At 71.3% G+C, this 17831-nt stretch carries 1 protein-coding gene (cut by a window edge); it reads left to right on the top strand.

Features of this window, described 5'->3' with window-relative positions:
• On the top strand, window positions 1-17831 hold the final stretch of the coding sequence (locus ACFXGJ_RS04045; protein ID WP_378616728.1) for a non-ribosomal peptide synthase/polyketide synthase. Its footprint begins 25468 nt before the window's first position; 17831 of the gene's 43299 nt are visible here — the last part of the coding sequence; its start codon lies off the left edge, out of view; the stop codon is at window positions 17829-17831.

The raw sequence follows: 17831 nt of genomic DNA, 5'->3' as shown, positions 1-17831 counted from the left end.
TCGAGCGGTTGCTCGTGCAGGACCGGGCCCGCGGGTTCGACATGTCGGTTCCGCCCCTGATCCGATTCACCCTTGCCGACCTCGGTCGTGGCCGGTACCGAATGCTCTCGACCAACCACCACGTCCTCCTGGACGGCTGGTCGACCCCGTTGCTGCTCAAGGATCTGCTGTACCTGTACGCGACCGGTGGCGACGCCTCGACGATGCCTCCGGCGGGCGAGTACCGGGACTTCCTGGTGTGGCTGGCCGATCGTGACCACGCCGCCTCCGCGGCAGCGTGGCGCGAGGCGTTCGCCGGGCTCGACGAGCCGTCGCTGCTCGCGGCCGGAGAGGGCGACGGGTCGGTGGCGTCCACCGACCTGTCCCGGTTCGCGTCCGCCGACCTGACCGGCGAGCTGACCGCGCTCGCTCGCAGGCACGGCGTCACGCTCAACACCGTCGTGCAGGCGGCCTGGGGCATCGTGCTCTCGGCCCTCACCTCCAGCACCGACGTGGTGTTCGGTTCGACCGTCTCCGGGCGTCCCGCGGATCTCCCGGGTGTCGAGTCGATGATCGGCCTGTTCATCAACACGCTTCCGGTGCGCGTGACGCTGAACCCTGCCGAGACCCCGACCGACCTGCTGGCGCGGGTTCAGGTCGAGCAGGCCGCTCTCCTGGACCACCACTACCTCGGCCTGGCCGAGATTCAGCAGACCGTCGGGGCCGGTGCGTCGTTCGACACGTTGACCGTGTTCGAGTCCTACCCGGTCGATCAGGAGGCGCTCGCGCAGGCCGCCGACATCGACGGCATGCGGGTGGCCGGACTGCGCGGCATGGACTCGACGCACTATCCGCTCACGCTGGTCGCCAGCGTCGCCGATCGCCTGCACCTGCAGGTGAAGTACCTCACCGGCGTCTACACCGCCGACGAGGTCCAGGCACTGCTCGACCGGGTGCTCCGGGTGCTCACCGCGTTCGCGGAGTCTCCCGACCAGCCGGTCGCCGCCCTCGACGTACTCGACGAGGCGGAGCGCGAGCAACTCCTCGACGGCTGGACCGTGCCCGGTATCGGTGTGCCCGACCGGACGCTGGTCGACGTGTTCGCGGAGCGCGCGGCCGCACACGCCGACCGCACCGCGGTCGTCGCGGCGGGGGAGCGGATGACCTACGCCGAGCTGTCGTCGCGGGTCAACCGCCTGGCCCGCGTGCTGATCGCCGAGGGCGTGGGCCCGGAGTCCATGGTCGCGGTCGCGATGCCCCGGACCGCGGATCTGATCGTCGCCCTGCTCGCGGTGCTGCAGGCCGGTGGTGCCTATGTGCCGGTGGACGTCACCTACCCGCAGGACCGCCTCGCGTACATGCTCGAGGACGCGGCTCCGGTCTGCGTGATCTCGACCGTCGCCGACATCGAGGCCTTGCCGGACAACGACGTTCGTCCGCTGTTGCTGGATTCGCCGGAGTTGGCGGCTCGGCTGTCCGAGGTCTCGGACGCCCCGCTCGCCGATGCCGAGCGGGTCGCCCCGCTGTCCCCGGTGCACCCGGCGTACGTGATCTACACCTCGGGTTCGACGGGCCGGCCCAAGGGCGTCGTGGTTCCGCACTCGGACGTGCTCACCCTGATGGCGAACACGCAGGTCGAGTTCGGGTTCGACGAGACCGATGTGTGGACGATGTTCCACAGCTACGCGTTCGACTTCTCGGTCTGGGAGCTGTGGGGTCCGCTGCTGTTCGGCGGCAGCCTCGTGGTGGTGGACTTCCTGACCTCCCGCTCGCCCGAGGACTTCCTCGAGCTGCTGCGCGCCGAGAAGGTCACGGTGCTCAACCAGACGCCGTCGGCGTTCTACCAGCTCGCCGAGGCCGACCGGATTGCAGGGGACAGCTCTGTCTCCGTTTCGGCGGATGCCGAGCCGCTGAGCCTGCGGTACGTGATCTTCGGCGGCGAGGCCCTCGACCTCGGACAGTTGGACCGTTGGTACTCGCGGCACGCCGACGACGCGCCGCGCTTGGTGAACATGTACGGCATCACCGAGACCACCGTGCACGTCAGCTACCTGGCGCTCGATCGCGAGTTCGCGCGCGAGTCCACCGCCAGCGTCATCGGTCGCGGCCTGCCCGGCATGGGTGTGTACGTTCTCGACTCGCGCCTGCAGCCGGCCCCGGTCGGCGTGACCGGCGAGATGTACGTCCGCGGCGGCCAGTTGGCGCGCGGCTACCTCGGTCGCCCCGACCTGACCGCGGACCGTTTCGTGTCCGACCCGTTCGGTGCGGAGGGCGAGCGGATGTACCGCTCCGGCGACCTCGCCCGCTGGAACACCGACGGTCAGCTGGAGTACCTGGGCCGCAGCGACTTCCAGGTGCAGCTGCGCGGTTTCCGTATCGAACTCGGGGAGATCGAGTCGACGCTGCTGCGCTTCCAGGGTGTCGCGGCGTCCGCGGTGCTCGTCCACTCTGATCCGCACACCGGCGACCGCCTGGTCGGCTACGTGGTGCCCGAGACCGGAGTGAGCATCGACACGGACGCGGCGCTCGCGCATGTGGGCGAGTTCCTCGCGGCATACATGGTGCCGTCGGTGCTCGTCGTGCTCGACGAGTTCCCGCTCACGGCGAACGGCAAGCTCGACCGTCGCGCCCTGCCGTCCCCCGACTTCGCCTCGACTGCAACGGAATTCGTCGCACCGAGGAATCTGGTCGAAGAGGCGATCGCGTCGGTCTTCGCAGAGGTGCTCGGAGTCGAGCGCATCGGCGTGCACGACAGCTTCTTCTCCCTCGGCGGCAACTCGCTTGTCGCCACCCGGGTGATCGCGCGGATCAACGCGGCGCTCGACGTGCGCGTCGGCGTTCGCGAACTGTTCGAGGCCCCGTCGGTCGCCGAACTCGCGATCCGGGTCGAGCAGGCCGGCGACCCCGGTGCCGCTCGTCCGGCGCTCGTGGCGGCGGCCCGGCCGGCGCACGTGCCGCTCTCGCTGGCCCAGCAGCGGCTGTGGTTCCTCAACCGGTTCGATCCCGACTCGTCGGGCTACAACATCCCGATGGCCGTGCGGCTGACCGGTGAGCTCGACGTCGCGGCCCTGCAGGCCGCGGTCGCGGACGTGCTGGCGCGGCACGAGTCGCTGCGCACCAGGTACCCGGACTCGGAGCAGGGCCCGGCACAGGTCGTCCTGCCCGCTTCCGAGGTCGAACTCGACCTTGCGCCGGTGACGGTCGACGAGTCGGAGCTGCTCGCCACCGCGGCGGAGTTCCTGTCCGGCGGCTTCGACGTGCGGATCGCGCCGCCGGTGCGGGCGCGCCTGTTCGAGGTCTCCGCGTCCGACCGCGTGCTGGTGATGGTGGTGCACCACATCAGTGCGGACGGCATGTCCATGGCGCCGCTCGCCCGCGACGTCATGATCGCCTACACCTCGCGCGCCGCGGGCTCGGCTCCGGCGTGGACGCCGCTGCCCGTGCAGTACGCGGACTTCGCGCTGTGGCAGCACCAGGTCCTCGGCTCGCCCGAGGACGCGACCAGCCTGGCGGCCCGGCAACTCGCCTTCTGGACCAAGGAGCTCTCGGCCCTGCCTGCCGCGCTCGACCTGCCGACCGACCGGCCCCGGCCGGCCGAGCAGTCGATGCTCGGCGCCCGGTACGACTTCGCGATCGACGAGCGCACCACCCGCGCGGTCCGCGCGCTGGCGACCGCGCACGCCGCGACGCCGTTCATGGTCCTGCACGCGGCGCTGTCGGTGCTGCTGTCGCGACTGTCCGGGGAGTCGGACATCGCGATCGGCACCCCGGTCGGCGGTCGCGGCGAGGCCGCGCTCGACGATCTCGTCGGCATGTTCGTCAACACCCTGGTCCTGCGGACCGAGGTGGATGCGGCGACGTCCTTCGCCGATCTGCTCGACACCGTCCGCTCCACCGACGTCCGGGCCTTCGGGCACATGGACGTGCCGTTCGAGCAGCTCGTCGACGCCCTCAACCCGGTGCGGTCGAAGGCCCACAACCCCCTGTTCCAGGTGTCGCTCGCACTGCAGAACCAGGAGCGTGCCGTCCTCGAACTGCCCGGGCTGACCGTCGGTGCGCTCGACACCGAGGCGAACGTCACCCAGTTCGACCTCGACCTCACTCTCGGCGAGCGAATCGACGAATCGGGCGAGCTGACCGGCATGTACGCGTACTTCGTGTACGCGACGGACCTGTTCGACGAGTCGACGATCGCGTCGTTCGCCCAGCAGTTCGTTCGCCTTCTCGAGGCGGTGGCCGTCGACGCGGCGCAGCCGGTCGGCGACATCGCGCTGCTCGACGAGGCCGAACGCGAGCGCGTGCTGCGGCAGTGGAACGACACCTCGGTGGACCTCGAGCCCGCCACGCTCGCCGCACTGTTCGACGAGCAGGTCGCACGCACGCCCGACGCGGTGGCCTTCGTCTTCGAGGGTGCCGAGCTGACCTACGCCGAGTTCGACGCCCGCGCGAACCGGTTGGCGCGGGCCCTGATCGAGCGGGGCGTCGGACCGGACGACGCGGTCGGGCTGTGCCTGAACCGCTCGTTCGAGCTGCTCGTCGCGATGTACGCCGTCGTCAAGGCCGGCGGCGCCTACGTGCCGATCGATCCGGAGCATCCGGCCGACCGCATCGAGTACGTGCTGTCCTCGTCGGCGCCCGTGTGCGTCCTCACGAGCTCCGACACCGGCGCCGCGCTGCCCGCCGGCGGCGAGGTCGTCGACCTCGACCTGCTCGACCTCGCCGCCTACCGCGACGAGCCGGTCACCGACGCCGAGCGTCGGTCCCCGCTGCGGCCCGACAACGTGGCGTACATCCTGTACACCTCGGGATCGACCGGACGCCCCAAGGGCGTGACGGTCTCGCACCGGGCGATCACCAACCAGACCCGCTGGATGCACGGGTACTTCGATCTCACCGCGGCCGACCGGACCATGCAGAAGGCGCCGGTCACCTTCGACGTCTCGGTCTGGGAGTGCTTCGCGCTGCTCCAGGTCGGCGGTTCGGTCGTGATCCTGCGGCCCGACGGCCACCGCGATCCCGCGTACATGGCCAAGGTCATGGACGAGTACTCGGTGACCATCGCCGAGTTCGTCCCGTCGCTGCTCGACATGCTCCTGCCCGACGACGGTGCGACGCTGCCCGCCTCCATGCGGCAGATCCTCGGCGGCGGCGAGGCGCTGACCCCGCAGACCGCTCGACGGGTCGCCGCGCGCGGCGTCCGGGTCGAGAACACCTACGGTCCGACCGAGGCCGCGATCACCACGACGAACTTCGACGGCACCGACGTCGCCGACGTCGCGGTCGTCCCCATCGGTCGCGGGGTGTGGAACACCACCTCGTACGTGCTCGACGCCCGGCTCCAGCCGGTGGCCGCCGGCGTCTCCGGCGAGCTGTATCACGGCGGAGCGCAGCTGGCCCGCGGGTACCACGGCCGCGCCGACCTCACCGCCGACCGATTCGTCGCGAACCCGTTCGGCGCGGCGGGAGACCGGCTGTACCGCACCGGCGACCTCGTGCGCTGGAACTCCGACGGTCAGCTGGAGTTCCTCGGGCGCACCGACTTCCAGGTCAAGCTGCGCGGTCTGCGCATCGAACTCGGCGACATCGAGGCCGCGTTGCTCGACGTCGACGGACTCGACCAGTGTGTCGTCGTCCTGCACCGGGACTCGCACGTCGGCGACCAGCTCGTCGCCTACGTCGTGGGCACCGGTCTCGAGATCGCCGAAGTCAAGGCGCACCTCGGTGCGCGGGTGCCGTCCTACATGGTGCCGGCCGCGTTCGTGGTTCTCGACGAGATGCCGCTGAACAGCTCCGGCAAGCTGGACCGCCGGGCTCTGCCCGCCCCGCAGATCGAAGCGAGCCCGGTCGCGCACGTCGCCCCGCGGACCGCGGTCGAGGAGATCGTCGCCGGCGTCTTCGCCGAGGTCGTCGGCGCCGAGCAGGTCGGAGCCACCGACAGCTTCTTCGAGCTCGGTGGCCACTCGTTGCTCGCCGTGCGCGTGCTGGCGCGGATCAACGACGAGTTCGGCACGGCGCTCGGTGTCCGGGTGCTCTTCGACGCCCCGACCGTCGAGGAACTGGCCACGCTCGTGGAGCGGTCCGGCGCCGCCACCGACCGGCCGGCCCTGACCGCGCGGCCGCGTCCGGAGCGGATCCCGCTCTCGCTCGCGCAGCAGCGCATGTGGTTCCTCAACCAGTACGACACGTCGTCGGCGGCCTACAACATCCCGTTCGCGGTGCGTCTGTCCGGGCAGCTCGACGTGCCCGCGATGACCGCCGCGGTGCGGGACGTGGTGTCCCGGCACGAGTCGCTGCGGACCCTGTTCCCGAACTCGGATTCCGGTCCGTTCCAGCGGATCCTGTCCGTGGACGAGGTCCCGCTGGACCTGGCTCCGGTCTCGGTGGACGCGAGCGAGGTCGCGGCCGCGGTGCGCGAGTTCGCGCTCGCGCCGTTCGACGTCGCCGTCGAAATGCCGTTGCGTGCCAAGCTGATCCGGGTCGGCGAGTCCGAACATGTGCTGGCCATGACCGTTCACCACATCTCCGGTGACGGCGCGTCCACCGCGCCGTTGGCCCGTGACCTCATGGTCGCCTACCTCGCTCGCACCTCCGGCGAGGCGCCCGCGTGGGCGCCCCTGCCGGTGCAGTACGCGGACTACAGCCTGTGGCAGCGCGAACTGCTCGGTGACGAATCCGACCCGAACTCGCTGGCGGCGGCGCAGGCCGACTACTGGCGTGGCCAGCTCGCGGGTGTCGCGGAGGTCCTCGACCTGCCGACCGACCGCCCACGGCCGACCCAGCGGACCCAGCAGGGTGCGTCCACCTCGCTGCCCGTGTCCGCCGAGACCGCTGCGGCGCTGCAGCGGCTGGCGAACGCGCACGGCGCCTCCATGTTCATGGTCGTGCACGCCGCGCTCGCGGTGCTGCTCGCCCGGCTCAGTGCGACCACCGACATCGCGGTCGGCACCCCCATCGCGGGGCGCAACGAGGAGGCCCTCGGCGACCTGATCGGCATGTTCGTCGGCACCCTGGTGCTGCGGACCGAGGTCGAGCCCGACCTCACGTTCACCGAACTGCTCGCTCGGGCGCGGCAGAGCGATCTCGCCGCCTACTCGAACGCCGACCTGCCGTTCGAGCGGCTCGTCGACCTGCTCGGGGTGGCCCGCTCCACCTCGCACACGCCGCTGTTCCAGGTGGTGCTGTCCACCGAGGACGTGGAGGGCGACGCACGCTTCGAGCTGCCCGGCCTCGCGGTCTCGGGTGTCGAATTCGACGGCCACGTCGAGAAGTTCGACCTCGAGGTGTCCTACGGCAGGCGTCCGGACATCGACGGGTTGGCCGTGACCTTCGGCTACGCCACCGACATCTTCGACGCCGGCACCGTCGACTCGTTCGCGCGCCGGTTCGTCCGGATCCTCGACGCGGTCGCGACCGACGGCGAGGTCGTCGTGTCCGACATCGACCTGCTCGACGACGTCGAACGAGCCGAACTCGTCGCGGTCCACGGCCCGCAGGCGCCGGCCGCGGCCACCCTCGCCGACCTGCTGGCGGCCGCGGCCGCACAGGACCCGGACCGAATCGCGTTGACGCACCGGGGTGTCGAGGTCAGCTACCGCGACCTCGACGAGCGGTCGAACGCCCTCGCCCGGGTCCTGATCGGACGCGGCGTCGGTGCCGAGGACTACGTGGCGCTCGGGGTGACCCGGTCGGTCGAGTCCGTCACCGCGATGTGGGCGGTCGCCAAGACCGGCGCCGCCTTCCTGCCGGTCGACCCGAACTACCCGGCCGAGCGGATCGAGCACATGCTCACCGACTCCGGTGCGGCGCACGGAATCACCGTGCGCGGCGAACTCGCGTCGCTGCCCGCCGGCACCGACTGGATCGTGCTCGACGAGCCGGCCGTCACCGCGCAGATCGAGGCCGCATCCGTCGCGGCGATCACCGACGCGGACCGCGTCGTGCCGACCGTGCTCGACCACCCGGCGTACCTGATCTACACGTCCGGTTCCACCGGTGTCCCCAAGGGCGTGGTGGTCACCCACCGCGGTCTGCACGCGCTCTCCGAGGAGCAGCGGACCCGGTTCGCCGTGACGCCCGACGCCCGGGTGCTGCACTTCTCGTCGCCGAGCTTCGATGCCTCGGTGCTCGAGTACCTGCTCAGCTTCGGTGCCGCGGCGACCATGGTGGTCGCGCCGACCGACGTGTACGGCGGCGCGGAACTGGCCGCCCTGCTGCGCGAGCAGCGGGTCACTCACGCCTTCGTCACCCCGGCGGCACTGGCCTCCGTGGACCCCGACGGGCTCGACGCGCTCGGGACCGTCGTCGTCGGCGGCGACTCCTGCCCGCCGGAACTCGTCGCCCGTTGGGCGGTGGGACGGAGCATGTTCAACGCCTACGGTCCGACCGAGTCGACCGTCGCCGTGACCGTCGAGGGTCCGCTCGAGGCCGGTCGCCCGGTCGCGATCGGCGGCCCGATCCGCGGCGTCGTCGCGCACGTTCTCGATGCCCGGTTGCGGCCGGTGCCTGTCGGGGTGCCGGGTGAGCTGTACCTCGCCGGTGCAGGCCTGGCCCGGGGCTACCACGCCCGGACCGCGCTCACCGCGGACCGGTTCGTCGCCGACCCGTTCGGCGACGCCGGCGTGCGGATGTACCGCACCGGTGACGTCGTGCGCTGGGTGCACGGCACCGGCGGCGAGCTCACCCTCGAATACCGCGGCCGCTCCGACTTCCAGGTCAAGATCCGCGGCTTCCGCATCGAACTCGGAGAGGTCAGCGCCGCGCTGTCCTCTCACCCGTCGGTCGCGTTCGCGCACACCGCCGGGTGGACGAACGAGGCGGGGGACACCTCGCTGGTGTCCTACGTCCTCGCCGCCGAGGACGCGACGGTTCGCGTCGGCGACCTGCTCGAGCACGTCGCCGCGTCCCTGCCGGCGTACATGGTGCCGTCGGCGGTCACCGTGCTCGACGAGATCCCGCTGACCCCGGCGGGCAAGCTCGACGCGCGGGCCCTGCCCGAGCCCGAGATCGTCTCGGTCACCGCGGGTTACGTCGCGCCGCGCACGCCCACCGAGGAGATCGTGGCCGGTGTGTTCGGCGAGGTTCTCGGCGTCGCCCGGGTCGGCTCGACCGACGACTTCTTCGATCTCGGCGGCAACTCCCTGATCGCCACCCGCGTCACTGCCCGGCTCGGTGCGGTCCTCGGACTGTCCGTCGGCGTGCGCGAGGTGTTCGAGGCGTCGACGGTCAACGCACTCGCGGCGCTCGTGGAGTCCGCTCGGGCGCAGGGTGGTTCGCGGATCCCGCTCACCGTCGCCCAGCGCCCGGCCCGGATTCCGTTGTCGCTCGCGCAGCGCCGAATGTGGTTCCTCAACCAGTTCGACACCGAGTCCGCGGCCTACAACATCCCGTTGGCGGTCCGGCTGTCCGGCGACCTGGACGTGCGGGCGCTGCGCCACGCCGTCGCGGACGTGCTCGAGCGGCACGAGTCGCTGCGCACGGTGTACCCCGCCGTGGACGGCGAGCCGTACCAGGTGGTCCTGCCCGCCGTCGAGGTGCTCGCGGAGCTGACGCCGAGCCGGGTGAGCGAGGAGACGCTCGTCGCCGAGGCGATCGCCTTCGGCAACACCGGATTCGACGTCACCGCCGCACCGCCCGTGCGGATCGGACTGTTCGAGGTCGACGACACCGAGCGCGTTCTGGTGGTGGTCGTGCACCACATCGCCGGTGACGGCTCGTCGATGGCCCCGCTCGCCCGCGACGTGATGGTGGCGTACGCCGCCCGCGCCGAGGGCCTGGCGCCGCAGTGGTCGCCGCTGCCGGTGCAGTACGCCGACTTCGCGATCTGGCAGCGCACCGTCCTCGGCGACGAGGCCGACCCGGACTCGATCGCGGCGCGGCAGATCGAGCACTGGCGTGACGCCCTCGCGGACCTGCCCACCCAGCTGGAACTGCCCACCGATCGGCCGCGGCCGCCGGTGCAGTCGCTGCGCGGCGACACCGTCATGTTCTCGATCGACGCGCCGACGCACAACCGCCTGGTCGCGATCGCCCGCGAACGCGGCGCCAGCGTGTTCATGGTCATGCACGCCGCCCTGTCGGTACTGCTGGCCAAGCTGAGTGGCACCACCGACATCGCGATCGGCACCCCGTCGGCGGGCCGCGGCGACGCCGCCCTCGACGACCTGGTCGGCATGTTCGTCAACACCCTGGTGCTGCGCGCCGAGGTGGACCCGAACCGGACCTTCGCCGACCTGGTCGACGCGGTCCGCGCCAGCGACCTCGGGGCCTTCGGGCACACCGACGTCCCGTTCGAGCGGCTCGTCGACGTGCTCGAACCGGAGCGTTCGACGGCTCACTCGCCGCTGTTCCAGGTGATGCTGACCTTCCAGAACCTCGAGCAGGCCAGCTTCGAACTGCCCGGCCTGACGGTCAGCGCCGTCGACTCGGGCCCCGAGGCGGCCAAGTTCGACCTGACGCTCGGACTGCAGGAGGGCTACGACGAGCACGGCGTACCGGCCGAGATCGCGGCGTCCTTCAGCTACGCGACCGACCTGTTCGACGAGGCCACGGTCCGTGGCTTCGCCGACCGGTTCACGCTGCTGCTCACCCAGGTCGCGGCGGATCCGGCGGTGCCGGTCGGCTCGATCGACCTCGTCGACGCGGCGGAGCGGGCGCAGTTGCTGGCGCTCTCGCGTGGCCCGGTCGCGGCGGACGTCGAACGTTCGCTGATCGCGATGTTCGCCGAGCAGGTCACGCGCACCCCGGAGGCCCTCGCGGCGACGTTCGAGAGCGACGCGGTCTCCTACCGGGAGCTGGACGAGCGGGCGAATGCCCTTGCAGCACAGCTGTCCTCGGCTGGGGCCGGGCCGGACGACGTGGTCGCGCTCGCCCTCGGCCGGTCGGTGGAGTGGATCGTCGGCATGCTGGCGACCTGGAAGGTCGGCGCCGCCTACGCGCCGGTCGATCCGACCCACCCGATCGACCGGATCGAGGCGCTGCTGTCCGACACCCACGCGCGCTGCCTGGTCGCGACCGGCGAGTGGGTTCGCGCGACCGGTGTCGGCGCCTCGCTGGGGACCGCGTCCGTGGTGCTCGCCGGCGCGACCGCACCGATCGCCTCCGCGCCGGTGGACCCGTGGACCGAGTCGGGCGCCGGTGCCCGCCTCGGCTACGTCATCTCCACGTCCGGCTCTACGGGTCGCCCCAAGCCGACGCTGGTGCCGATGGCCGGCATCGCGAACACCGTGGACTGGTACCGCCGCGAGCTAGGCCTGGAATCCGGCGACGGTGTGCTGGTCGCGTCCTCTCCGAGCTTCGACCTCACGCAGAAGAACGTCTGGGCGGCGCTCACGTCCGGGGCCACGGTCCGGTTGGCGCCGGAGGGCTTCGACCCCGCTGCGATCCTCTCGATCGTCTCCGACGGCTCCGTCGTCGTGGCGAACATGTCGCCGTCCGCCTTCGAGGCGGTCGTCGACGCCGACGCCGACGGCACGCTGTCGCGGCTGCGGATGCTGTTCCTCGGCGGTGAGGCTGTGAAGCTGACGCCGCTGCGGTCGCTGATCGACGGCGGACTGCGGGTGTTCAACAGCTACGGCCCGACCGAGGCGTCCGACGTGGTCTCCTTCCACGAGGTCGGCCGCGAGGAGCGGGGCAGTGTCCCGATCGGCGTGCCGATTCCGGGCCTGGACCTGTTCGTCCTCGACGACCGGATGCAGCTGGTGCCTGCGGGCATGACGGGTGAGCTGTACGTCGGCGGTGTCGGCGTCGGCCGCGGCTACGGCGCGATGTTCGCGCAGACCGCGGACCGGTTCGTGGCGAACCCCTTCGGGGACAGCGGCTCCCGCCTCTACCGCACCGGCGACCTGGTGCGCTGGACGCGCGAGAACGAGCTGGACTACCTCGGTCGCGCCGACTTCCAGGTCAAGCTGCGCGGCCTGCGGATCGAGCTCGGTGAAATCGAAGCCGTTCTGCACGAGCAGGATTCGGTGGCCCAGGCGGCCGTGCTGGTGCGCGAGGACAGGCCGGGCCAGCAGGTGCTGGTCGGGTATGTCACCGCCGTCCCCGGCGCGACGATCGACGAGGCCGCGCTGGCGGCCGCGCTCGGCAGGCGTCTGCCGGAGTACATGGTCCCGGCGGTGTTCGTGACGCTCGAGGCGTTCCCGCTCAACCGCAGCGGCAAGCTCGACCGGAACGCGCTGCCGGCGCCGGACTACTCGGCACGGGCGAGCGCCTCACGGGCGCCGGCGACCGAGGTCGAGTCGGCTCTGTGCGGGCTGTTCGCGCAGCTGCTCGGGCTCGACTCGGTCGGCGTGGACGATTCGTTCTTCGCGCTCGGTGGCGACAGCATCATGTCGATCCAGCTGGTGGCGAGGGCCAAGGCCGCGGGCATCGTGCTCACCCCGAAGCTGGTGTTCGAGCACAAGACCGTCGCCGCGCTCGCGCGAGTCGCCGCCCTCGGCGCCGACCAGCCGACCCTCGACGAGCTGCCGGGTGGGGGAGTCGGCACGGTGCCGCTCACCGCGGTCATGCACTGGATGGTCGAGCACGGGCGCAGTTACGACCGCTTCTCGCAGGCCGAGATCCTCACCCTGCCGCGGGATCTGGACGTCGACCACCTGACCGGGGCGGTCGCCGCGGTGCTGGGCCGGCACGACATGCTTCGGGCGCGACTGGTTCTCGATGGCGAGCGTCGCCTCGAGATCCCCGCGGCCGCAACGGTCGACGCCTCCGAGCTGGTTCGGGTGGTGCGGTACGAGGGCGAGTTCACCGCGGCCGCGGCCGTCGAACTCGACGCCGCCGCGGGCCGCCTCCGGCCGGCGGACGGCCGGCTCGTCGAGCTGGTGTGGATGCTCGGCGACGACGCGGACGCGCAGGGCTCGGACAATGTCGGACGCCTGCTCGTGCTCGTCCACCACCTCGCGGTCGACGGCGTGTCCTGGCCGATCCTGCTCCAGGACCTCGTCACGGCGTGGGGCCGGATCGCCAGCGGCCAGCCGGTCGAGTTCGGTGAGCGCGGCACGTCCATGCGGCGTTGGGTGCACGGTCTCGTGGACCAGGCGCAGGCGGGCGAGCGGGCCGCCGAACTCGACCTGTGGCGCGCCACCCTGGCCCCGGAGGATCCTCCCCTCGGATCGCGGGCCTTCGACCCCGACCTCGACACGGTCGCGACGGTGCAGGACCTGACCGTCGAGATGCCGGCGTCGATCGTCGAGGACGTGCTCACGACGCTGCCCGAGAAGTACCGGGCGGCCGGCCACGACGGCCTGCTCACCGGTCTGGTCCTCGCACTGACCCGCTGGCGCGCCGCCCGCGGCGTCGACGCGGCCTCCGCGCTGATCATGATGGAGAGCCACGGACGCGAGGAGGAGGTGCTCCCGGGCGCCGACCTCAGCCACACCGTCGGCTGGTTCACCACCCAGTACCCGGTGCGACTCGACCTCGACGGCATCGACCTCGACGCGGACCGTTCGCTCGACGATTCCGTCAAGCGGGTCAAGGAGCAGATGCTTGCGGTGCCCGACCACGGCATCGGCTTCGGCATGCTGCGCTACCTGGACCGCGAGTCCGGGGCGGAACTCGCGTCGCTGCGTACCCCGCAGATCGGGTTCAACTACCTCGGTCGCCGGGGCGGCGCCGAGGTCGACCCCACCGCGATCCGCTCGGGCGACGAGGCCGTGAACCTGGCCGGCGCCCGCAACGACGACATGGTCGTGCCGGCGCTGCTCGACATCAACGCGGCCGCGGTCAGCACCACGGCGGGCACCTCGCTGGTGGCCACGCTGTCCTACGCGACCGGCGTGCTCTCGCGCGCCGACGTCGAGGAGCTCGCCGGGCTGTGGCAGGACTGCCTGGCCGAGCTGGCCGAGCACGCCCGCGCCATCACCACCGGCGGCCTCACCCCGTCCGATCTGCCGCTCGTCCCGGCGGACCAGACGCAGATCGCGCGCTGGGAGCGGCGTTTCCCGACCGTCACCGACGTGTGGTCGCTCTCGCCGCTGCAGGAAGGCCTGCTGTTCCAGTCGCAGCTCAGCGGCGACGCGGAGGACCTCTACCAGGTCCAGATCGTCCTCACCCTCGAGGGCCGCGTCGACACCGAGCGGTTCCGGAAGGCCGGTCAGGCGCTGCTCGACCGGCACCCGAACCTGCGGGCCGCCTTCACCTACGAGGCGGGCATCGCGGCGCAGATCATCCAGTCGGATGTGACGCTGCCGTGGTCCGAGGTGGACCTGACCGGGCTCACTGCCGTCGCGCAGGAGTCCGCGCTCGCCGAGCTGCGTGACGCCGACCGGACCGCCGGCTTCGACCTGCAGTCCGCGCCGCTGATCCGGTTCACGATGGTCAAGCTCGCGGACGAGAAGTACAAGCTGCTCATGCTCAACCACCACGTCCTGATGGACGGATGGTCGACGCCGCTGCTGCTCAAGGACCTGTTCACGCTCTACGCCACCCACGGCGAGACCACCTACCTGCCCGCGGTGCACGAGTACCGCGACTTCCTGGTGTGGCTCTCGGAGCAGGATCGTGGCGAGTCCCTCGCCGCCTGGAAGCAGGCCTTCGACGGGGTCGACGAGCCGACCGTCGTCGTCGGAGACACCGGCACCGACGCCGGCACCTCGCAGGAGCTGTCGGTCGGGCTCGACACCGAGACGTCCGACGCGCTGGTCGCGCTGGGCCGCGAGCACGGTTTCACCATGAACACCGTCGTACAGTCCGCGTGGGCGCTCGTCGTGGCCACTCTCACCGGCCGGGACGACGTCGTCTTCGGCGCCACGGTGTCCGGCAGGCCGCCTTACATCGAGGGCGTCGAGGAGATGATCGGCCTGTTCATCAACACGCTGCCCGTGCGGGTGCGGTTGGACCGGTCGGAGACCCTGACGGAGCTGCTGGTCCGGGTGCAGAGCGAGCAGGCCGACCTGCTCGACCACCACTACCTGGGCATGCCGGACGTGCAGTCGGTGGCGGGGCCGGGCGCGAGCTTCGACACCCTGGCGGTGTTCGAGTCCTACCCCGTCGGAGCCGACGACGTCGCGCAGGCAGCGGACATCGACGGCATGCGCGTCGCCGGCATGGAGGGCCAGGACTCGACGCACTACCCGCTGACCGTGGTCGCCGAGTTCGACAGCGCGCTGACGGTCCGGATGAAGTACCTCGACGGCGCGGTGACGGGTGAGCGCGCCGCGGAGGTGTTCGGCATGCTCGGTCGGATGCTGGCCGAGGTGGCACGAAACCCGCACCAGCGGATCACGGCCGTCGACCTGCTCGACTCGGCGCAGCGCGCCGAGCTCGTGCCCGCCACCAGCGGTCCCGCGGCAGGATTCCGGTCGCTGCCCGAGATCCTGGCCGCGGCGGCCGCGCACGATCCGTCCGCGGCCGCGCTCGTGGCCGGCGCCGAGGTGGTCAGCTACGGGGACCTCGACGATTACTCGAACCGGTTGGCCCGGGTGCTGCTCGAGCGTGGCGCGGGACCGGAGACCGTCGTGGCGATCGCGCTGTCGCGGTCTGTCGAGTCGGTCACCGCGATCTGGGCCGCGATGAAGGCCGGTGCCACCTTCCTGCCGATCGACCCGAGTTACCCGTCCGATCGGATCGAGCACATGCTCAGCGACTCGGGAACCCGGCTCGGTCTGACCATCGGCGCGCATCGCGGCGCGCTGCAGTCGGGTCCGGAGTGGATCGTGCTCGACGACCCGACGGTCGGCGCGGCGATCTCGGACAGGTCCGCGGCACCGGTCACGGACGCGGATCGGTCGCACCCGATCCGCCCGTCCAGCGCGGCGTACATGATCTACACCTCCGGGTCGACGGGCCTGCCCAAGGGCGTCGTCGTCACCCATAGCGACGTGTACACCACCGCCGAAGAGGCGCGAGTCCGCTTCGACCTGGTGCCGGGCGCGCGCGTGCTGCACGTGATCTCGCCCAGCTTCGACGCGTCGGTGCTCGAGTACCTGATGGCGTTCGGGGCCGCGGCCACCATGGTGATCGCACCAGGTTCGGTGTTCGGCGGCACGGAACTGGCCGACCTGATGCGTGAACAGCGCGTCACGCACACGTTCGTGACGCCGGGTGCACTGGCCTCGGTCGACCCGGTCGGACTCGACGAGCTCGGTGTGGTCGTCGTCGGTGGCGAGGCGTGCCCGCCGGACCTGGTCGCCCGCTGGGCGCCGGGACGCCGGTTCATCAACGCCTACGGACCGACCGAGACCACCATCTGGGTCACCTGCACCGAGGCGCTCGCCCCGGGCGAGCACGTCACGATCGGTGAGCCGTTGCGCGGCGTCGAGGTGGTCGTGCTGGACCGTTCGCTGCGTCCGGTGCCCGCGGGTGTGCCCGGCGAGATGTACATCGCCGGACCGTCTCTGGCTCGCGGCTACCACGCCCGCAGCGGACTGACGGCCGAGCGGTTCGTCGCGAACCCGTACGGCGGCCCGGGCGCGCTCATGTACCGCACCGGCGACGTGGTGCAGTGGATCCGTGGCCGCGACCGGTCGGGTGCGGACACCTGGATCATCGACTACCTGGGTCGTTCCGACTTCCAGGTGAAGATCCGCGGGTACCGCATCGAGCTCGGCGAGATCGAGTCGGCGCTGTCGGCGCACCCGTCGGTCGAGTTCGCCTACGTGATCGGCGCACCTGGACCGGGCGGAGCGACCGCGCTGGCCGCGTACGTGCTGCCGGCCTCGGGTGCGACGGTCGAGCCGCGGGTGCTGGCCGACTTCGTCGGCGAGCGGCTGCCGGCGTACATGGTGCCGGCCGCGATCATGCCGATCGCGGAGATTCCGCTGACCGGCGCCGGCAAGGTCGACCGTGCCGCACTCCCGGAGCCGCAGTTCACCGAGCGGGCCGAGTACGTGGCCCCGAGCACGAAGGCCGAGCAGACCGTCGTCGAGGCGTTCGAGCAGATCCTCGGTGTCGGGGACATCGGTGTGGACGACAGCTTCTTCGACCTCGGTGGCCACTCGCTGCTGGCGACGAGGCTGATCGCTCTGCTGCGCGACGACGCCGACATCGACGTCTCGCTGCAGTGGATGTTCAGCGACCCGACGCCGCGCCGGCTCGCGGCCCGGATCGACGCCGCACGTGCGGGCGCAGACACCGGCGGCGAGGCCTTCGGGGTGCTGCTGCCCCTGCGCAGTACGGGCACCGAGGCTCCGTTGTTCTGTATCCACCCGTTCATCGGCCTGTCCTGGTCGTACGGCGGGTTGACGCAGTACGTCGGCGTCGACCGCCCGGTCTACGGCATCCAGTCGCCCGCGCTGAGCGGTGGCCGGTTGCCGGACACGATCGAGGAGATCGCGGCGCTGTACCTCGAGCACATCCGTGGCGTGCAGCCCGAGGGCCCGTACCACCTGCTCGGCTGGTCGTTCGGTGGCGTGGTGGCGCACGAGATGGCGGTGCAGCTGCGGGACGCGGGGGAGCAGGTCGCCACCGTCGCGCTGCTGGACAGCCACCTCGAGATCGTCGACGGCGAGGACGGTGCCGACGAGAACATCCGTGGCGTGCTCGGCGGACTCGGAATCGACATCGACCTGGGGCCGAACGTCGCCGACCTGTCAATCCAGGACGTCGTCGGGATGCTGCGTGACGTGGAGGGCTTCCCCTCGACACTCACGGCCGAGCGGCTGGCCCAGGTGATCGAGAGTGCGGGTCGTGCGGGCGAGCAGATCGAGGCGTACCGACCGCGGCACTTCGACGGCCAGACGGACTACTTCATCGCCGGTCGGGACCGGACCTTCGGGGCGTCCCAGTGGACCTCCACGGTGCGTAGCCTGTCGACCCACGAGGTCGATGTCGATCACAACGCGATGACCACGGCGCAGGCGCTCGCCGAGATCGGTCCGGTGCTGGACGCGATCCTGCGCGGTATCCGGGACTGA

This window comes from Rhodococcus sp. NPDC059234 (assembly GCF_042754225.1).
Classification (GTDB): Bacteria; Actinomycetota; Actinomycetes; order Mycobacteriales; family Mycobacteriaceae; genus Rhodococcus_G.
Note: the sequence above shows the minus strand (reverse complement) of the source record. Positions and strands in the feature narration are given on the sequence as shown.